Genomic DNA, 15,446 nt, shown 5'->3' on the forward strand with positions numbered 1-15,446 from the left:
ATTTCATAATGAAAAACCATTTAAAAAGGAGTAAGCTTTTCATTCCGGTGCTGATCCTGGCGACCCTTCTGTCGGTATCCGGGTGCTCGTCCGCGGCTCCGTCCTCCGGTACCTCGCAGGCGGGTGGCTCCGCTCCTGCGTCCTCCGCTCCCGCTTCGGCGCAGGAGTCCGAAAAAGATTACGGCGGGCTGACCATCCATATTGCCACCCAGCCCAGCCAAACCCAGCCCGCCCTGGCGGAGGAGCTTGGCTATTTTAAGGAGGAATTCGGCAGGAACAACATCAATTTCGATGTGCGAACCTTTGCTTCCGGTCCCCCGATCATCGAGGCCTTTGCCGCCGGCGATATCGATATCGGCCAGGTGGGCGCACAGCCGGCTGTTCAGGCGGCCGCCAACGATATTCCGCTTAAAATCATCGCCGCTTATATGACCGGCAACGGCAAGGGCGACGGCCTGCTTGCCCGAAAGGGTTCCGGCATCAATGCCCTCGCAGATATCCGCGGGAAGAAAGTCGGCGTGCAGATCGGCTCCAATTCCCACATGCTCCTGCTGCGGATTCTGGAGTCGGTCAACCTGACCGAAAAAGATATCCAACTGGTAAACCTTTCTTTCACAGACATCAACACCGCGCTGGAAGCCGGCAATATTGACGCCGGCGTCAGCCAGCTTCCGCAGCTGCAGACTGTAATCGACAACGGGACCGCCACCCTGCTGGAGGTGGACGGCTCTAAATTTCCAAGAACATCGAGCGTCATTATCGTTTCGGAGGAATTTACCAAAAAATATCCCGAGCTGATTCCCCGCATCCTGAAAACGCTGGACAAAACGGTCACTTATTGCAAGGAGCACGAGGACGAGGCGATCAAGATTCTTTCCAAGAGAAACGGCGTGGCGGAAAATTCTTATAAAGCGTCCTTTGCTTCCACCGATTTTTCATTATATCTGGACAAAGAACGGCTTGGCACTCTACAGGACACAAAGGAGTTCCTGCAGGAACAGGGTACCATAAAAGACGTGGACCTAAATCAGATTATCGACACCTCTTATCTGGAGGAAGCAGGAATCAGCAAAAATTAACCGGAAGGGACGCTTTTGTATGACTTCAAACCTGAAAAACCGGTTCGTCAAGATCGGCCTGGGGTGCGTTCTGCCGGCGGTGCTGATCCTCACCTGGGAAATTCTGGGGCGGCAGGGAATCATCAACCGCTCCATCTTCCCCTATCCCACACGTATTTTTGAAACCTATCTGGATATGGTGCGGAAGGGCAGCATACAAAAGGATCTAACCGTAAGTGCGGGGCGGGTCATCAAGGGCTTTTGTATCGGTTCCTCGCTCGGGCTGGGTATCGGCGTTGTCATCGGCCTTTCCAAAACGGCAAACAGCCTTTCGGCCTCCATCATCGGGCTTCTGCGCCCGATCCCTATGATTGCGTGGGTTCCTCTGCTCATTTTGTGGATGGGGATCGACGAAGCTTCCAAGGTGACGCTCATTTCAATCGGTACCTTTTGGCCGGTGGTGATAAACACCAGCCGCGGGATACTCAACAGCGATAAAAAGCTGCTGGAGGTGGGCACCATTCTGGAGAAAACCCGATTCCAGATGCTTACCAAGGTGGTTCTGCCCGGCGCGTTTCCCTTTATTTTTACCGGCCTGCGTCTGGGAGTGAGCAGCGCGTGGACCTGTGTCGTAACGGCGGAAGCCATCGCGGCCGCCTCGGGCATCGGCTACCTGATCATGTATGCGCGCGAGCTTTCACAGCCGCCTGTAATGTTCTCCGGCGTAATCACCATCGGCTTGGTGGGATTGCTTCTGGATACAATTTTGCAGCGGATCGAAAAGCACGTTTTACGCTGGAACGAGACTGATGGAAAGTAGATATCGAAATGGCTGAAAATAAAAACATAAATATAGCAGGCGTCTCAAAGACCTTCAAGCTTTCGTCCGGGGACCTCCCGGTGCTCAACAGCATCGATCTGCAGATCGAAAGCGGTGAGTTTATCAGTGTGGTGGGTGCCAGCGGGTGCGGAAAAAGCACCCTTTTACGGATTCTTTCCGGGCTGGAAACAGCCACCACGGGCGAGGTGAGAATCGGCGAGCGCAGAGTGGAGCGGCCCAGCGTGCTTACGGGTGTGATCTTTCAGGAATCCAGACTGTTCCCATGGCTGAACGTAGAGCAAAATATCGCGTTCGGTATCCATCAAAAAATCGATAAAGAGCAAAGGGCACGGTCCATCGCGGAGCATATTGAACTGGTGGGGCTGAAAGGCTTTGAAAAGGCGCTGCCAAAGCAGCTTTCCGGCGGAATGCAGCAACGGGTGAGCATCGCCCGTGCGCTGATCAACCAGCCCAACGTGCTTCTGCTGGATGAGCCGTTCGGCGCGCTGGACGCTCTCACCAGAATCCACATGCAGAATGAGATTCTGCGGATATGGGACAAAGAAAAATCAACGATGGTTTTAGTCACCCATGACGTGGACGAGGCGATTTTTTTAAGCGACCGGATTGTGCTGCTGTCAAATCGTCCGGGAGAGGTCAAAAAAGTGATCTCCGTCGGCCTGAACCGCCCCAGGGACCGCAGCAGCGCCCGCTTCATCGAAATCCGCAAAGAAATTTACACCCATTTTTTCGAGGATTCTTCCCTGTCGATCGAATACTATCTGTAGCTTCATTTTCCTGCGCTTACATACTATCCGGAGCATTTGAAAATTCAGCATTATATCCTATCAAGAAAGCCGCAGCCAAACCGATTGGAATGGTTGCGGCTTTCCTTGACGGACTTGACGATCACGGAAGCGGCACTATATGACCAAAAACTAAGCGGTAAGTTGCGGTAAGAGATGGTTTCTTTGACACATCAAAACTTACCGCTTTCTTTATTCCTCGACCATTCAGACTTAGGATTCCCGGACTATTCTGGTTCCACATCGAAACCGCAGCTTCATTCCATCATTACGTTATCACTTCGGTTACTTTGAGCGCCGATGATGAAATCAATCCGGATAGTCCGGCTTCAATAGAAAGTAATCTGATTGGTTTTAGTATTTTCTGTATAGGCGTTAATGCATATTCTAATGTATGTTCCATCGCATCTTTTTTTACCGATGCTGGCCAGAGTTTTGATGATATCCAATATGTTATTATCCCAACTACTCCACCACCAACAATTTGACACAAGACATCTATTATTTTTGACGTGTCCATTTTGTCCCATCTCCCAAGTAATTTGTTTATAATTTTATCATATATCCAGAGGAGAATAAAGATATTTAGCGACAAGATTTGTGAAATAAGAATTAAAAGCGGCATGTCGTAATCCGAGCTTGCTCGAAAATGCGGACATGCCGTTTTTACTATTCATAATATTGAAAGTGGGTATATTAAACGCCCAGGATCCAAGGCAATTGGAGATATCGCACATCTACTGGGAATTCCGTTGGAAGACCCTCTATCAGGTATGCTGCCGGATCGGAAGAAGTTTTAGCTAGAAACGCCCATAAGGGTGCATCGATGCCAACCTGCCGCGAAATCAAGGGGACGAATCGGTTTTCACTTGATGCAGCCCTTTTCAGTTTACAGTAGACAATTTCATATAAAATGCATAATTAATTTTTACTTACAGAAAATACAAGGAGAATAATCAATACCACAAAAATGATAAATTGAGATGATATTTTGGAGAATGGTGTTACAAACAGACAGCTATTTTTTGTTATCATAATATCCACAATCGGTTTTAGTATTATTCAACTCCCCAAAATTATGGGTGAAGCTGCAGGAACGGGAGCATTGTTTACTCTATTACTTGCAGCCCTCTTCTTCTCTTTCGATATTTTTATGATTGCTTATCTTGGCAACGCTTATAGGGGGAAAACTCTTTTTGAATACAGTAGATTATTGACAGGAAAATTTGTTTCCTATTGTTTTACAGCGATATATATTCCTTATTTTATTGTTATGCTGGCATTTGTTATAAGGTCGTCAGCAGATATTATTAAAGCGGAGATACTGTATAAACGCCCATAATCGCGACTATGTTATTGATTACAGCAGTATCGCTGTATACTGCTTCAAAGGGTTTAACTATTATCGGAAGGGTTATTGAGTTTCTGGGATTCATTATATTAGCGATTGGTTTCATCTTAAATTTTATAACTTTTAATCAGGGCAACCTCTTAAATGTTTTGCCTCTATTGGATTCTGATATGAGTATTTACTTCCGTGCATTGCCATCAACTATTTTCGGATTTGTAGGGTTTGAGGTTATTACGAATATCCCTTTTACAAAATCCAATGGGGTTAAGACAATATGGACTGCCATCATTGCAATATTGGTTTTATGTTTTTTTTCCATTTTTGTTGTAGAATCCTGTTATACAGTTCTAGGTACCGATGATATTTTAAATTATGATTATCCGCTGATTATAGCAATCAGAAGGCTGGATATTGATATTTTACAGTTTGCAAAAAGGCTGGATTTGTTTTTCATCATCATATGGCTTTCCTCTGCGTACTGCTCTATATCCATGCTTATTTTTACGGCGGCGGGATATACAAAAAAGCTGATCCCAAAAGCTAATCTGAAAATATTATTGATAACCATTAGTATATTGGCCTGTTTCATTGGGCTTCTGATTCCCAGTGCCGAAAAAGTACAGCAATATTTCATCTGGTTTGTCACTTATTTAAGCCTGATTCCGGTATTTATCATCCCCTTTATCTTATTTATGATTCATATTTTTAAAAGCCTGGCAACAAGCAAAAGATCGGTCGTAAAAAATTCAGAAGAGAGCGGGAATTAAAATAAAACAAATCAAATATTTGGCAGTAGGGTTATCCGCAACTATTATTTTATTTTCTTTTTCCGGCTGTTGGGATTCGAAAGATATTGAACAAAAAGACATCCATATTACTGAGGCGATCGATTATAAAGACAAGAATTTCATTTATTATGGAGAGGTTGCCAATCTGTCCGGAAATTCTCAGAGCAATAATAAAGAGGGTAATAACAATCAGGCATTTAATATCATTTCTGCCAAAGGAAGAACACTTGTACAGGCAAGAGATGCTTTAGAGCGAAAAAGCGGAAAAACAGTATACCTTGGCGCATGCAGACTTCTTGTTTTTACGGATAGAATTGCTGATTTCGGGTTGGAGGAGTATTTTAACCGGACAAGAACACAAAATGAAACAAGAAAATCACTCAGATTGGTTACAACCTCGTTAGAGCCGGAGGAATTGCTGAAAGCCAAACCGGATAATTCTCTCTCCACCGGACTTACCATCGACAATATTATTAACAAACTGACAAGTGACGGGTCCGCCGCGAGTGTGAATATAGGCAATATTTTAGAAGCACTTGCCGTTAAGAAAGTCGGATTTTTGATTCCAGACTTTAATATTACAGATTCTTATGTGACACTTACAGGGTACACGGTTTTTAAAAATTCGAAAAGTATCGGCAAATTTTCAGCGGAAGACAGCAAAGGAATGGTTTGCTTTTTGAATCCAAACGCCAGCTTTGTATACGATGCTTACATTGATAATAGAAAATATAATGCAACAGTTCATTTAAAAAAGAAAACGATCAAACCGATTTATACAAACAGCCAACTGAGCCTTAATATAAATATGAATTTTACAGCGGAATTAAACTACGCGGATAAGGCCTATATTCCTGACAACAATGAGATCAGCCGGATACAGATTACTCTTTCAGAAACGATAAAAAAAGATATTGTTCAAGCGTTGGAAGTCTCTCAAAATCGGTTTAAATCTGATTATTTAGGAATTTACCGGTACTTCAGGGGAAATTACAACAGTGACTTTAAGATGCTGAATTGGGAACAAATATATACCCAGGCCGACAATATTGTGCAAACAGAAGTTGAAATTACAAACAGTAACCTCCCTCAAAACTAAAAATGAAGGGTGCATTATGCTTAATAATACAGAAAAGTTAGATCAGACGGTAGAAATGATTATGAAACATCTCAGCGATATTTCAAAAAGAACGATTGCAAGCAGACATGGAAAAGTTTGTATTTTATTTATTAAACAATTGACGGACAGAATGATGCTGTCGGAGTTTATAATCAAACCACTTATCGAATATTCGTCATCGAGACACACTCTGTCGGCAGAAGAGCTCTCGGACCAGGTTATTTATATTGATGATTGTAAAACAGAAGAGGACTCCTGTAAAGTAACGGAATATCTGCTGAATGGACTCACTGTGATCCTGCTGTCATGGGACGAATCGTATTTGGTCGCTAATATTAAAAAGGTAGAATCAAAAAGCGTTGAAGACCCTGAATTAACATATACCCTGCGTGGCCCGAGAGATTCCTTTACGGAGAATCTGGACACCAATTTATCGCTGATCAGGTACAGAATAAAGGATCCAAATCTAAAGATAAAAATGCTTGAAATAGGCCTTCGCACAAAAGCAAGAATTTCTGTTTCGTATATCAAAGATCTTGCTGATGAAAAAATAGTGGATGAGATCCTTAGAAGAATTGGTAATTTGGAGATTGAAGGGTTAATAGATTCAGGAGAGCTGCAAGCCCTGATTTTAAATAATAAGCATAGTCTTTTTCCCCAGATGGGTCTGGTGGAGCGGTCCGATATGGCCTGCAGCGCGATGCTTCGTGGTAAAATTCTCATAATCGCCGAGGGAAGCTGCCTGGCTTTAGTCGCACCTAAAACTTTTTCTGAGTTTTTTACTTCCAGCGATGATTTATATGATAACAAATATCTTGCAGCATTCCTGAAAATTATCAGAAACATTGCCTTCTTTAGTTCTTTCACACTGGGGTCGCTCTACATTGCGATTGTTTCTTTTCACAACGATACGCTTCCGTCGGAATATGTACTGAAGCTCGCCATGCTGAGGTCAAATGTTCCTTTCAATCCAATTACAGGAGTGTTTATTCTTGAAATAATTTTGGAAATATTGCGGGAAGCTTTACTGCGGATTCCTAAACAGATCGGGCCTGCAATCGGTATTGCCGGCACTATCATCATTGGGCAGGCAGCTATCGCTTCTGGCATATTCAGCCCGCTTTTATTAATTATCGCATCCACTTCATTGCTTGAATCTTTTATCGCCCCTGACTATACGATTATGACTCCCTTCCGGATTTTAAAGTTCATTATGATGCTGCTCTCTTCCATTTTTGGCCTGATCGGCTTTACGATGGGATTATGCCTGATTTTAACGAATATCATTTCTACAAACAGCTTTGGTGTTGCATTTTCCGCTCCTGTAGCGCCTTTTAATTTTTCGGATTTTAAACAAGGCTTTTTCCACGAAAAAGGATATTCTCCCCAGAAATCTCTTTCCCGTAAGACAAAAGGTCAATAAGAGTCGGTTTTAGATGCCATTGTTCAGTAAATCAAACAGCCGCTCCAAATGGAGCGGCTGATGAGAGGAGGGTAAGAAGATATAAATCAAGCCTCGGAAGAGGCGTAATATTTTGTCTGCCACCTTTTCTATGGTTCGGTATTCCGTCCATACCCATAAGTATGACAGTGTTTTTTTGATGGTTTTATTGTATCTATCTTCTATTAATACAACATGAACATCATGTCAATGTTGTGTTAATTTCCCCTATTGAAAACAGATGAAAACGTTAGAATTCAGGAGATTGTACTTTCTCAGTAGAAGCACTACATATTGTGGTTTATCAACCACCTTTTTAGACCCCGAAAATCAGCTAATTTGAAAAATTGGCCGTTTTTCGGGGTTGACTTTTATAGATGATCAGAGCGGTGGCTAATTATACAAAATTAACGTTGGGGATAATAATTGAAAGGGGGATTTAACTTGAAAAAACAAACGCCTGAATCTCAGATAGCTGAATATGCACAGTGTATCAAAAAGGAACCTGGGCATTGGGACCACCTTTATCAGATTGGAGGACAGGATCTATTTTGGCCTGATGGGAGCGGAATGAATTTGACGAGGAATCATATCATTTCATACAAGATTGATATTCAAAAGCTCTGTGAAGAATATGCATTGCCGGTTCCTCCGTAATCGGATAACAACTATATGGCTCAGGCTGATCTGATTCGGACAAAAGCGGAAGAAACCCTACAAGTTCACTTGAATAATTCTTCATATAAGAGCCTTATGAAGCTGCAAGACATCCTTTCCCCAAACAAGCTTGTTCCATTATTGGAGTATTGGGATATGTGGAAGCGTTTCAGCAAGCAATTGCCCAGGATGATTTGATAATAATGAGAAGGCATCAGTATCCTGATACGGGAGCAGCTGCGGCGGCCTTATGAAGTGAATATTTTGAAGTCTGTCCGAAAGGATTGGAATGATGGTTTAAGAACAAGTAATTAACATAAAAATGCTGGCATTTAATAATTCTCAGTTTGGGCATACTTGTCTTTTCAGAGACATATTTTAATTAAGGGAGGGATGAACAATGAACGGTCAAGAAAAAACGAAAGGGTTTTCAGTTTTATTCAATGTGATCGTATGGGGTACTACATGGGGAATCTTTGAAGCTACCGTCGGATACCTTTTGCATATGCTGCCGGTCAATATCAGCTGGTTACTCTGGTATCCGGTCGCCTGTTTCTTTATGGGAAATGTTTACCGAAAAACCGGCAGTGTGTCCGCTATTTTGATGGTTGGGGCCCTCTGCGCGTCTATCAAGATGCTGAATCTTTTCTTGCCTGGAAGGATCGACAAGGTTTTGAATCCGGCGGTTTCCATTGTTTTTGAGGCTATGGCCATGGCGGCAGTCCTCTTCACAGTGAACAAATTGTCAGAGGAAAAGCACCGGAATCCATTTGTAAAAGCGCTTGCTGCTTTGACCATGAATACCGGCTGGCGCCTGCTGTATATTTTTTATTTGCTTTTCCTTGTACCCGACTGGATACGGGAAGTATCAGTCATAAGCAGCATGGATAAGTTCATTTCCTTTTTTGTTGCCCAAAATCTGATCACCAGCCTGATTTTGTTTATCGGCTATCAGTTTAAGCATGATATCTTTAGGCCGATCGAAGCCGTGGAACGAAAAATGGGAAAGACTGGTTCAAAAATACCGACTCATTCCGTTCCGGCGCTGAAAGCAGCTACCGAGGCGATCCTGATCTGCATCAATATTGCTTTACAGTTTTCATTATAGCAGGCGATGTCGTGAAAAACTCCACCCATATCACGGGTGGAGTTTTTGTTAAGTGCGGGCAATCTGCGTATTGTCCGTAGTCCTGTCGGATAAACCCTGTACAGGATTCGGCACCGCTTCCGCACGGTAATCAATATTGAACTTCTGCTGATGCTGAACGATCACATTGTGGCTGGCAACGGAATTCACATCGTGATTCACCTTTTGCTGATAAGCAAAAAATTCATGATCCTTTGGAAGCTCGGAAACGGGCGTATACTGTTCCCGGTTGGCCGTAAGCTGTATCTGCTGCGCAAGAACCTGGCGGACATAATCTCGGGTATCGTGGAATTGAAGCAGCTTCGGGAATTCCCCGCCGGGAATCACCTGCTGCCAGTCCTTGCCCTCATATTGCCGGAGCAATTCCACAGCCTTGTGAAGATGGGAAATCTCCTGCTCAAGATGCATCTCCCAGATCGATTTCACATTCGCGTCCAACTCGTCCTGATAGAAAGAATAATAAAGATAGCACTCCATATATTCATGCAGCAGCAGATTTTCAAGCCATGTGGCGCTGGGGTCCAGCAGGGAGCCGTAATGGCTGACATGCTGTTCCTCGATCATGGCGATCTCCAGATACAAGCGGCGCCCCAGATCATTGTAATACGTGTTGCCCAGATTCATATAAAAATTCATGGTCTGCTGCTCACCGGAGGTGATGATCAGCGTGTTCAGTTTTGTCCGGATATCCGCCGTCTTGAAATCCACGGGATTTTTTACGGACTCAAACGGAAAGCGGTGCTCCGCAATGGTGGGGCGCCCCGGCGTAATGTCCACGTAGCTTTTCACCATCTGCTGCGCCGGAATTTGCGCGTCCAGGTCCATAAGGTTGGAATACCGGTAAAGATGGTCGAAGTCTTCCAGCAGGGCGAAATCCAGCGCCTGCTTCACATAGTCGTTCGGCTCATTTTGTGCAAGCCAGGCGGTGAGGTCCACCGCGACGTGTTCGTATCCGATGGTGGTCTCCAATTGTGTTTCATCAATCGGCTTCAGCCAATTGATGTGTTTTTGCTGCTGCTGTTCAATCCGGCGGGACAAAGCCAGCTCCCTGCGAAGGTCGTTGTTCTGGCAGTTGCGGTGAAATTGATGCTTGAACAGCGCGGATTCCACCTCAATTCCGTTCATGAGGATGATCCTGATCCTCGTGTACGGGTTCACGGTCTGTTTGTTATATGGAGTAGGATAAACGGTATCCCAGTCTATAATCCCTTCTTCTACTTTGGCCGCCTTTTGTTCAAATGGATTCATGATATTCTCCCCTTCTTTCACCTCCTATTGTTATCTCTGCGCCCGAATTTAATTCCAAATTCCTTTCAAACAAATAAATCGAATAATTGGATATCAATTGGAAAAGCTTTCAAAGAAGAAAGGGAGTGAATACGGAGTGAGCACGGCGATTGGGAAAAGCGTCCAGCGTAAGGAAGCCTGGGACAAGGTAACGGGAAAAGCGCGGTACACGGATGACTTCCCCATAACGGGGGTTCTCTCCGTCCGATTGCTTACCAGCACCTACGCGCATGCGCGTATTTTAAAAATCGATACCTCTGAAGCCCTGCGGATTCCCGGTGTAAAGGCGGTTCTGACCGGCGCGGATTGCCCGGAACTGTTCGGTCCTCTGGTTCTGGACCGGCCGGCGCTCGCAAAGGATGTCGTGCGTTACGCGGGAGAGCCTGTGGCCATGGTGGTGGCACAGGACGAGCCTTCCGCCGAAGCGGCGGTACGGATGATCGGCGTTTCGTACGGGCAGCTTCCCGTCGTCCTGACCCCTTCTGAGGCAATAGCCAAAGACGCGCCCCTGATACACAGCCAAACAAACGGGTACAAAAAGGTCACGACGGATATTTACCCCGAAGCGGGCACCAATATTGCCAGCCGCTACCGTATGTGGAAAGGGAACCCGGACAAAGCCTTTAACGGCTGTGACGTGATCGTGAAGCGTCGCTTTTTTTTACCGCCATCGGATCATCTTGCCATGGAAGTGCGTACCGCCCGTGCGGAAATTTCATCGGACGGCATGGTCAGTATCACCACTTCGTCCCAATCCCCTTATACTGTCCGCAAGCAGCTTTCCGAGGCGTTTACGATTCCCGCCGGAAAAATTCAGGTACGGGTTCCGTTTGTGGGCGGAGGATTTGGCGGGAAGGCACCGGTTATGCTTGAAATATTGGCGTTTCTGGCGTCGCGTAAAGTGGGCGGCAAAGCTGTTCGGCTCACCATTCCGCGGGAGCAGGATATGGCCTCCGCCCCGTGCCGCATCGGTCTGGAAGCGGAAATAAAAATCGGCGCGAAAAAGGACGGAAGTATTCAGGCGGCGGAAATGACGTATTGGGTGGACTGCGGCGCTTACACCGACATTTCACCCTACATGGCCAAAGCGATCGCCGTCGACTGTACCGGCCCGTATCAGATAGAAAACCTGAGCTGCGATGTCCTGTGTGTTTACACCAATCATACCTACACCACGTCTTTCCGGGGCTTTGCTCATGATTCCTATACCTTCTGTGTGGAGCGCTCAATGGATATTCTGGCGCGCAAGTGTTCGCTGGACCCGCTGGAATTCCGGCTGCACAACGCGATCCTTCCGGGCAATCTGACCCCTTCCCAGGTAATGGACTCCCGCAGCCTGATGGGAGACCTGACACAGTGTCTGGACAAGATCAAGCCGTTATCGGAATGGGACGGCGGAAAAGCCGTTCTCATCAAGCGGGGGATCGTACGCGCCAAGGGAGCGGCATGCTTTTGGAAAACCGAAAATCCTCCCACAGACGCCATCTCTGGCGCCGTCATCACCTTTAATCCCGACGGCAGCGTCAATCTGAACACCGGAGTGGTTGAGATGGGGTCCGGCGGGCAAACCCATCTTGCACAGATTTTGGCCGAAAAGCTGCAGATAGATGACGATCAGGTGCATGTCGTCATGGATGTAGACACGCGCACCGCGCCTGAGCACTGGAAAACGGTGGCCAGCCTTACGGAGTATATGGCGGGACACGCGGTCGTGTGCGCTGCCGACGATTTGCTGGAACAGCTGCGCGGCAATGGTGCGCAGGCTTTGGGATGTTCCCCCGCCGAGATCGAGGTTTCCCACGGACGGGTATATTCCCGGAAAAATCCCGGAAATTTTATCCCTTTCAAGGACATCGTACAGGGATATCAGGCCAAGGACGGGTCATCCATCGGGGAACCGGTAATCGGCAGGGGCGGGTTCATGCTCAAGGGGCTCAGCCAGCTGGACCCGCAGAACGGGCGGGGCAAGACCGGCCCCGCGTGGACGCTCGGCGCCCAGGTAGTCGAGGTGGAGGCGGATACCGCGTCCTGCACCTATCGCATCATCGCCGCTTCTACCGTCATCGATGTCGGCAAAGTCATCAATCCGGAAGCCATGCGCTCTATGATAGCCGGGGGCATGGCTATGGGAATCAGCCTGGCCAGCCGGGAGGCTTTTTCCTATGACGCGGTGGGAATTCCGCGGGCACCCAATCTCCGCACCTACAAGCTGCTGCATATCGGTCAGGAGCCGGATTACCGGGTCGGTTTCGTGGAAACACCGGAAACCGAGTCGCCCTATGGCGTGCGCAGCTACTCCGAACACGGGATTATCGGTATTCCGGCTGCACTTGGAAACGCGCTGTCCACAGCCTTTGGAAAGGAATTTTTATCTCTGCCGCTGACTCCGGAGAGGATTTGGCAAATGTCGGGGGAGGCTGGTTCATGATTCCATTTTCATTTATCTACTGCCGCCCGGACTCACTGAAAGAAGCCGCGGACATCTATCGGCAGCTGCGCACGGAAGGCAAAGCTCCCGTCTATTACGCCGGCGGCAGCGAGATCATTACCATGTGCCGCTCCGGCAGCATCCGTCCGGACGCCGTCATCGACATCAAAAACATCCCCGAATGCACGGCTCTTGCTATGGACGGACAGGTCCTTACCATCGGGACGGCCTGCACCCTCAACCAGATTAAAGAATCAAAGCTGTTTCCGCTGCTCGGGCTTGCCTGCGGACGGATCGCCGACCATACGAACCAATGCCGGATCACGCTGGGAGGAAACCTGTGCGGGACGATCATCTACCGGGAAACCAGCCTTCCGCTGCTGCTTTCGGATGCGGATCTTGTCCTTTACGGGGAAAAAGGCAAACGCACCGTCCTGTTTCACAGCGTTTTTCGGGGCCGGATGCAGCTCGATTCCGGCGAATTGGCGGTACAGGTGCGTATTCCCGGCTGGGCGCTTCAGGCACACCACGCGCATGTGAAAATAACGGCGAATGAAAAAATCGACTATCCCCTGGTTGATGTGGCGGCAATCCGGAAGGATAATTTTCTGCGCACGGCATTCAGCGGGGTCTGCTCCCATCCCTTCCGCAGTAAAGAAATGGAAGCCGTTTTAAATGACCGGTCACTGCCCTATGAGGTACGCGCGGACAAAGCGGTGAAGCTGTTGCCCGAACCGGCATACGGCGACGTGGAAGGCACCGGCGCGTACAGGATTTTCGTACTGAAGAATACCTTGCGCAAGCTTCTGGAGGATTGGGAAAATGATCAGATATGAAGGAAAAACGCCAATCTCATTAAACGTAAATGGCGAAAATCAGGAAGTGGCCGTCCGTCCTTCCGACCTGCTGCTAGACGTGCTGAGGGAACAGCTCGGGCTGACCGGCGCGAAGCCCGGATGCAAAAACGGGGACTGCGGCGCCTGCACGGTGATCATGGACGGGTGGCCCGTAAAATCCTGCCTGGTGCTTGCTGTGGAAGCGGAAGGGCATCTGATTTGGACGGTGGAGGGCCTGAACGGGACGGCTTTGGTTCAAAGAGCTTTTGTGGAAGCGAACGCCTTTCAATGCGGTTACTGCACCTCCGGGTTTTTAATGGTATGCCATGCTCTGAAAATGCAGCATCCGGTTTTACCGGAAGAATATGTGGTGGAGGAATGGCTTCAGTCCAACCTTTGCCGATGCACCAGCTATCAGGAAATCCGAAAAGCGGTACGCAAGATGTATGATATGATGGAGGTGCCTCCTTGGAGACTATAAAAGCCTTAAGCAGCGAGGACATGTATATCCTCGCCACCGGAATCATTATGGGGACAATCGCACGGCTTGTTACCCTTAAGGTTGATTTCAGACAAGTCCCGTCCTATCCGACCGCCTATTTCAACAATATCTTTTTGGGGTTTGTAGCGGCTACGCTCGGCTCGGTAGCGATACCGGCGCTTTTGACACAGGACTTTGTCGCCGTCACCTTTTTGACAATCGCGGTTCAGGAATTCCGCGAAGTACGGGCGGCGGAGCGGGAAAGCCTTGGAAAACTGGAGCACACGGAATTTGCACAAAGGGGCGAAGCGTATATAGACGGGATTGCAAAAACGTTTGAGTCCAGGAATTATATCTCCCTAATCACGTCCATGATCACGGTTCTTGTAATGGAGATTTTGAAAAGGAACAACATCTTCCTGCAAATCCTGTGCGGTGCCGCCGCGGGCACGATTGCCATGCTGCTGATCTACCGGTTTACCAAAGGGAAAACAATCGGTGATATCTGCGAGATCGCCCCCGGGAAAATCGAAGTCAGAGGATCCGAACTGTACGTTGACGGCATGTATGTCACCAATTACCTTGGCACCGACCGCAGCAGGGAAATCGTTCAAAGGGATGGAATCGCAATCGTTCTGACTCCAAAAGGCGAACGAAGCAGTATTGTTCTGGAGAACTCCGGTCAGAAACAGGCTGTTTTATTTGAGGCAGTCAGGATATTGGGTATGCGGAAATATCAGTTTTCCAGAAAAGACTACGCTTCCGGGAAAATCATCATTGCGTTTGTCCCGATTATGAAGGACATGGACAGGCTGGTGAAGGCCGTCAGCAATACCCCGATTTTGGAAAACAGCAGAAAAATCGGCCGGATCATGAAAAACACGGGAGGCTCTCATCATGAGTAACTCAGTTGAAATATTAGTTTATATCACCGCGGATGAAAAAAGAGTTCTGGGCGGGGACCCGCTGACACTGCTGATAAAGGACGTCGGCGAGCAAAAAAAGCTGATCCTTGAATTGGCGCGCGCTTTGAGAGCAAATGTGGTTCAGCTAAGTACCGGCGATTATATCGTTATCAGCAAGGACAGATAAATTAAATACGTTCTTAAAGCACCTCCATGAAGGTGCTTTTCTTATATCATTTTTAAGAAGAAAAAACTCCATCCTATTAAGGGTGGAGTTCTTGATTTGCTTTAGTTCTATTCCGAAGAAGATCGTACAATCGA

General features: G+C 47.2%; 16 protein-coding genes. 14 read left to right on the forward strand and 2 right to left on the reverse strand.

The window, feature by feature from the left end; translation table 11 throughout:
- Positions 1–8 precede the first annotated feature (8 nt).
- The 3 genes from ACRQU7_RS05410 to ACRQU7_RS05420 are packed head-to-tail and all read left to right on the forward strand — an operon-like array spanning position 9 to position 2,666.
- A complete protein-coding gene (locus tag ACRQU7_RS05410) occupies positions 9–1,079 on the forward strand; it encodes an ABC transporter substrate-binding protein (RefSeq protein ID WP_444644325.1) in 1,071 nt (356 codons plus the stop codon).
- 19 nt (positions 1,080–1,098) lie between these two features.
- Positions 1,099–1,878: an ABC transporter permease gene (locus tag ACRQU7_RS05415; RefSeq protein WP_444644327.1), complete on the forward strand. Its 780-nt coding sequence runs from the start codon at positions 1,099–1,101 to the stop codon at positions 1,876–1,878.
- Between the two features lie 8 nt (positions 1,879–1,886).
- The gene (locus tag ACRQU7_RS05420; RefSeq protein WP_141827462.1) at positions 1,887–2,666 is read left to right on the forward strand and encodes an ABC transporter ATP-binding protein; all 780 of its coding nucleotides are present in this window, start codon (positions 1,887–1,889) and stop codon (positions 2,664–2,666) included.
- 286 nt (positions 2,667–2,952) lie between these two features.
- Here ACRQU7_RS05420 and ACRQU7_RS05425 read toward each other — a convergent pair whose 3' ends face one another.
- Positions 2,953–3,204 (reverse strand): hypothetical protein, encoded by a 252-nt coding sequence (locus ACRQU7_RS05425; RefSeq protein ID WP_444644329.1) that lies wholly within the window; start codon positions 3,202–3,204, stop codon positions 2,953–2,955.
- Positions 3,205–3,675: 471 nt separating this feature from the next.
- On the opposite strand from ACRQU7_RS05425, the gene ACRQU7_RS05430 reads away from it, so the two are divergent.
- From ACRQU7_RS05430 to ACRQU7_RS05455, 6 genes are all read left to right on the forward strand, one after another.
- The gene (locus ACRQU7_RS05430) at positions 3,676–4,026 is read left to right on the forward strand and encodes a GerAB/ArcD/ProY family transporter (RefSeq protein ID WP_444644331.1); all 351 of its coding nucleotides are present in this window, start codon (positions 3,676–3,678) and stop codon (positions 4,024–4,026) included.
- 14 nt (positions 4,027–4,040) lie between these two features.
- Entirely contained in the window at positions 4,041–4,802 is a 762-nt protein-coding gene (locus ACRQU7_RS05435; RefSeq protein WP_444644333.1) for a GerAB/ArcD/ProY family transporter, read from the forward strand.
- A 19-nt stretch (positions 4,803–4,821) separates the two neighbouring features.
- Positions 4,822–5,922 carry a Ger(x)C family spore germination protein gene (locus ACRQU7_RS05440; RefSeq protein WP_444644335.1) on the forward strand — a complete coding sequence of 367 codons (1,101 nt, stop codon included), beginning with the start codon at positions 4,822–4,824 and terminating at the stop codon, positions 5,920–5,922.
- Positions 5,923–5,938: 16 nt separating this feature from the next.
- Positions 5,939–7,366 (forward strand): spore germination protein, encoded by a 1,428-nt coding sequence (locus tag ACRQU7_RS05445; protein WP_444644337.1) that lies wholly within the window; start codon positions 5,939–5,941, stop codon positions 7,364–7,366.
- Positions 7,367–7,828: 462 nt separating this feature from the next.
- On the forward strand, positions 7,829–8,041 hold the full coding sequence (locus ACRQU7_RS05450) for a hypothetical protein (RefSeq protein ID WP_444644339.1): 213 nt from the start codon (positions 7,829–7,831) through the stop codon (positions 8,039–8,041).
- 400 nt (positions 8,042–8,441) lie between these two features.
- The gene (locus ACRQU7_RS05455; protein ID WP_444644341.1) at positions 8,442–9,149 is read left to right on the forward strand and encodes a hypothetical protein; all 708 of its coding nucleotides are present in this window, start codon (positions 8,442–8,444) and stop codon (positions 9,147–9,149) included.
- 48 nt (positions 9,150–9,197) lie between these two features.
- On the opposite strand, the gene ACRQU7_RS05460 is transcribed toward ACRQU7_RS05455, so the two are convergent.
- Positions 9,198–10,436 (reverse strand): hypothetical protein, encoded by a 1,239-nt coding sequence (locus tag ACRQU7_RS05460; protein ID WP_444644343.1) that lies wholly within the window; start codon positions 10,434–10,436, stop codon positions 9,198–9,200.
- Positions 10,437–10,572: 136 nt separating this feature from the next.
- On the opposite strand from ACRQU7_RS05460, the gene ACRQU7_RS05465 reads away from it, so the two are divergent.
- From ACRQU7_RS05465 to ACRQU7_RS05485, 5 genes are read left to right on the forward strand one after another with little or no spacing between them, the layout of a single operon-like run.
- Positions 10,573–12,903, forward strand: coding sequence for a xanthine dehydrogenase family protein molybdopterin-binding subunit (locus ACRQU7_RS05465; protein WP_444644345.1), 2,331 nt, complete (start codon positions 10,573–10,575; stop codon positions 12,901–12,903).
- Positions 12,900–13,739 carry an FAD binding domain-containing protein gene (locus tag ACRQU7_RS05470; RefSeq protein ID WP_444644347.1) on the forward strand — a complete coding sequence of 280 codons (840 nt, stop codon included), beginning with the start codon at positions 12,900–12,902 and terminating at the stop codon, positions 13,737–13,739. The genes ACRQU7_RS05465 and ACRQU7_RS05470 overlap by 4 nt, the downstream gene beginning before the upstream one ends.
- Positions 13,726–14,220, forward strand: a complete 495-nt coding sequence (locus ACRQU7_RS05475; protein ID WP_444644349.1) for a (2Fe-2S)-binding protein — start codon at positions 13,726–13,728, stop codon at positions 14,218–14,220. Before ACRQU7_RS05470 ends, ACRQU7_RS05475 begins: the two co-directional genes overlap by 14 nt.
- On the forward strand, positions 14,208–15,125 hold the full coding sequence (locus ACRQU7_RS05480; RefSeq protein WP_444644351.1) for a YIEGIA domain-containing protein: 918 nt from the start codon (positions 14,208–14,210) through the stop codon (positions 15,123–15,125). Before ACRQU7_RS05475 ends, ACRQU7_RS05480 begins: the two co-directional genes overlap by 13 nt.
- The gene (locus ACRQU7_RS05485; RefSeq protein WP_444644353.1) at positions 15,118–15,312 is read left to right on the forward strand and encodes a capping complex subunit for YIEGIA; all 195 of its coding nucleotides are present in this window, start codon (positions 15,118–15,120) and stop codon (positions 15,310–15,312) included. Before ACRQU7_RS05480 ends, ACRQU7_RS05485 begins: the two co-directional genes overlap by 8 nt.
- The last annotated feature ends 134 nt before the right edge of the window (positions 15,313–15,446 follow it).

Origin of the sequence: Caproiciproducens puteiluti (assembly GCF_052442865.1) — a bacterium.
Lineage (GTDB): Bacteria > Bacillota > Clostridia > Oscillospirales > Acutalibacteraceae > Caproiciproducens.